We start from the raw sequence: 3,879 nt of genomic DNA, 5'->3' as shown, positions 1-3,879 counted from the left end.
CCATTAATCTCCTAGGAAAAGGCCTCTGGCCCGAAGCGGCAATCGACCAATTAAACGATATTTACCAAGCCTATCAAACCGGCACCAACCAACTTTATCCCCTCACCGAACAACCGTTACTCAAAGCCCTCCAAGGGGAAACCTACCAGGTGGACGACATGGAAATTCATCAAGGGGGACAAATCATTCCCTTGGAAGTCACAGGGACACCCATTTTTGATCAGCAGGGTACATTGCAGTACGCCATGGCCGTGTTACGGGATCTGCGCGATCGCCAACGGAGAAATGAACAGCAGATTGCTTTGCAACAGGATTTACTGCGGCGCAACCAGGGGCTGGTGCAAGAAAATGCCACCCTAAAGCGCAAATTAGCGATGTTGGAGGCCCAGTTAGAAGCCCAGTTAAACCCAATACAGTCGGAAGCCTAGGAGCTCATGGAGCCATTGCTCTCCCCCTTTGATTGGGGAAACATTAGGCCGTGCCACCGCTCTTCCCCCATAATGGCCCCTTGATCTATTGGAATCTAGCCTGTGTCTCCGTCTGGTAAATCGTCCCGTTCCTTGGCTAATATCGCTGGCATTGTGGCGATCGCCACCTTGATCAGTAAAGTTTTTGGTTTATTGCGTGAGCAGATCATCGCCGCCGCCTTTGGGGTGGGGACGGTGGTGACGGCCTACGCCTATGCCTACGTGATCCCCGGCTTTCTCTTTATCCTTCTCGGGGGCATTAATGGCCCGTTCCACAGTGCCTTGGTGAGTGTGCTAGCGAAACGGGACCGGGAAGAGGCGGCCCCCTTGGTGGAAACCGTTACCACCCTGGTTAGTGGAGTATTGCTTGGGGTAACAATTATTTTGGTGCTGGGGGCGGGAATATTTATCGACCTGCTGGCCCCGGGATTAGAGCCAGAAACCAGACGCATGGCGGTGCAACAGTTGCAGATTATGGCCCCCATGGCCCTACTTTCGGGGTTAATTGGCATTGGCTTCGGTACCTTGAATGCGGCGGATCAGTACTTATTGCCCAGCATTAGTCCTTTGCTTTCTAGTATTACCGTCATTGTGGGCTTAGGGGTCGCAGTCTGGCAATTGGGGGAGCAATTAAACACCGAACCTTATTGGTTGTTGGGTTCCCTCTTGCTAGCAGGGGGGACCACCGCTGGAGCTGTGTTGCAATGGTTAGCCCAGATTGTGCCCCAGGCCAAAGCAGGCATGGGGAAATTGCGGCTGAGGTTTAATTTTGCCCTGCCGGGGGTAAGGGAAGTTTTGCAGGTCATGATTCCCGCCACCCTGTCTTCGGGGATGTTGTATATCAACTTTGCCACCAACCTGTTTTTTGCTTCCTTTATTCCCAATGCGGCGGCAGCCATGCGCTATGGCAATTTTGTTGCCCTCACTCCCCTGGGCATTATTTCCAATATGATTTTGGTGCCCTTTCTGCCAGTATTTTCCCGCTTAGCTGATCCCCAGGATTGGTCAGAATTAAGGCTCCGCATCCGCCAGGGAATCATGTTAAGCGCCCTGACCATGTTTCCCCTCACAGCCATTTTAGTGGGGCTAGCCATTCCCATTGTTCAGGTTATTTATGAGCGGGGGGCCTTTGACGCAGAGGCGGCGGCGGAGGTGGCTCCGGTGTTAGCAGCCTACGGTTTAGGCATGTTTTTTTACCTTGGTCGAGATGTGTTGGTGCGGGTATTTTATGCCCTGGGGGACGGCAACAGTCCTTTCAAAGTGAGCCTATTTAATATTTTTCTGAATGGTTTATTGGATTTCCTCTTCTATAAGCCCTTTGGGACGGTGGGCATTGTCATGGCAACGGTGGGGGTAAATCTTTTTTCTATGGCTATCTTTATTTGGATGCTGAACCGTCGTCTAGCCGGTCTGAATCTGTGGAGCTGGCTCATTGACCTGGGCAAACTGGTTGGTGTTACGGCGATCGCCAGTGTGGCGGGTTGGCAGGGGAGTGTGCTGTGGCAGAAACTTTGGGGGGTGGATAGCTTGGTGGAGAATATCCTGGAAGTGCTGACCATGTCCAGCATTATCCTGGTGGTGTTTACTGTGGGGGTGGCCTTTGCCAAAGTCCCAGAGGCCGATTTACTAGGCGATCGCCTGTGGAAAAAATTCAAACGGGTTTAGGCAGCAAAGAAATTTTCCCAAGGGCAATGAAAGAGTTAGGTTTTTTAGCTGTTCCAGCACATATCAATATTGTTACTATCAACCTCTCTGTCAGTACTATCTGCTTGAATTAGCTAGAATGATGCCATGGCAACCTTCTTGGCCCTATTACCCCGCTCCCTAACCACATTTTTGTATGCTGTAGCGGCATTATTGAGGTTTTATGGCAACATCGACACCACCCCCTTCCAACCCATCCCCCTCACCATCTGACCATGGAGTTTCTGGGCGTTCACTTTGGGCACAGCGTCTTTGGTGGTTAATCTCGGCCTTGAGTGGAACGCTGGAAATCGAAGCCGATATCAAGCGGATCGAGCAACAGAACGCGAAACTAGACGAGATGATCTTGCGAACGAGGAACGAGAAAAAGCAGATCAGGAAAGACAGCGAGCAGATCGAGAAAGAGACCGAGCGCATCAGGAAAGAAACCGAGCAGATCAAGAAAGACAACGAGCGGCTGGCCAAGCTAGAATCCAAAATCGATTCTTCATTTCACAAATACGGTATCAACTTACCCCTAACCCAGATACCAGATCAGCCCTGACGGATTTTCTCAGCTTTCTGCAAGAGTATGGCGAATACTAATTCATCCTCCGGGAATACGAAAATTAAGGTTTTTGTCTATGGAACCTTGATGCCAGAAGAGTGTAATCACCAAGCCTATTGCCACCACCAAATTGAACCTCCTGTCCTGGGCTATGTGCGGGGACGGATCTACCATCTGCCAAATTTTGATTATCCGGCCCTGGCGATCGGGGAAGATAGGGTTTGGGGCTATTGCCTCACCTTTCCACCTCGCTTTTCCCTGGAGCATCTGGATAGTTTGGAAGATTATCAACCAGGGCGATCGCCCCAAGAGAACGTGTATGACCGTTGCTGGGCTAAGGTATTTGACCCCCAGGATCAGGTGATGACGGAAGCGTGGCTCTACCGCATGGATCCTGAAAAAATTGAGCAGTATGGAGGAATTTATCTTCCTAATGGCCGTTGGTCTAGCCAGCAGAAATCTATCGCCTAAGCTCCCATGGAGATTAAGACCCACTCTTTGCCAAGCTGTCCCCAGACCATTGCCTCGGCCCTAGGGGGTTCCCTCCAGAGGGGTTTGGCGACATTAGAGCAAGAACTGCCTCCCCGTTGGCATGAATGGATGCAGGAATATCAACAAAGCCTAGGAGAATTATCCAATCCCCAGGTTTTATTAGCAGAAACAGAATCAGCCAAAGTTTGGGCTGCCGTGGTAGCTTTTTTGCGAGTTGGCCGGGGGACATTATTCATTGCCAATCGCCAATGGCAACAAAGGGAATGGCAGCAAGTAACCCAGTTTTTGCACCCCGATCGCCTCTGGGGACCATTGATATGGCAACAACAATGGTTAAAGCTCACCAATAGTAATTCGGCAGTAAATTCCGTTCACCGCCAGACCATCACTCCAGAAAATCAACCAGCTTCGAAAAAGTCAGAACTATTAATTGGTTTTCCCACTGGCGGCTCTTCGGGCACAATCCGTTTTGCTCTCCATAGCCCCCAGAACTTGACCGTGGCAGTGGGCGGTTTAAGGCAGTGTCTTGCCCCCCTATTACCCCGCCATGGGCAAATTAACAGTTTTTGTTTGCTTCCCCTCTACCATGTGGGCGGCTTTATGCAATGGTGGCGATCGGCCCTGACAGCGGGGAACTTTAGCCCCTTAGACTATGGCTTGGTAAAACAA

General features: G+C 50.8%; 3 protein-coding genes and 2 pseudogenes. All 5 read left to right on the top strand.

Annotated elements, in window-relative coordinates; all coding sequences use genetic code 11:
• A partial coding sequence (locus IQ219_RS17830) for a PAS domain S-box protein (RefSeq protein WP_194073492.1) occupies positions 1-428 on the top strand: 428 nt, incomplete at its 5' end.
• A 102-nt stretch (positions 429-530) separates the two neighbouring features.
• The gene (gene murJ / locus IQ219_RS17825) at positions 531-2,132 is read left to right on the top strand and encodes a murein biosynthesis integral membrane protein MurJ (protein ID WP_194073491.1); all 1,602 of its coding nucleotides are present in this window, start codon (positions 531-533) and stop codon (positions 2,130-2,132) included.
• 126 nt (positions 2,133-2,258) lie between these two features.
• Positions 2,259-2,756 (top strand): annotated as a pseudogene (locus IQ219_RS17820) (hypothetical protein).
• The gene (locus tag IQ219_RS17815) at positions 2,743-3,189 is read left to right on the top strand and encodes a gamma-glutamylcyclotransferase (RefSeq protein WP_194073490.1); all 447 of its coding nucleotides are present in this window, start codon (positions 2,743-2,745) and stop codon (positions 3,187-3,189) included. Before IQ219_RS17820 ends, IQ219_RS17815 begins: the two are co-directional and overlap by 14 nt.
• A gap of 6 nt (positions 3,190-3,195) precedes the next feature.
• A pseudogene (locus IQ219_RS17810) lies at positions 3,196-3,879 on the top strand (2-succinylbenzoate--CoA ligase); the annotation flags it as partial.

The organism is Synechocystis sp. LEGE 06083, from assembly GCF_015207725.1.
GTDB lineage: Bacteria > Cyanobacteriota > Cyanobacteriia > Cyanobacteriales > Microcystaceae > Synechocystis > Synechocystis salina.
The sequence above is the reverse complement of the archived record's forward strand: the minus strand, read 5'-3'. Positions and strand labels throughout refer to the sequence as shown.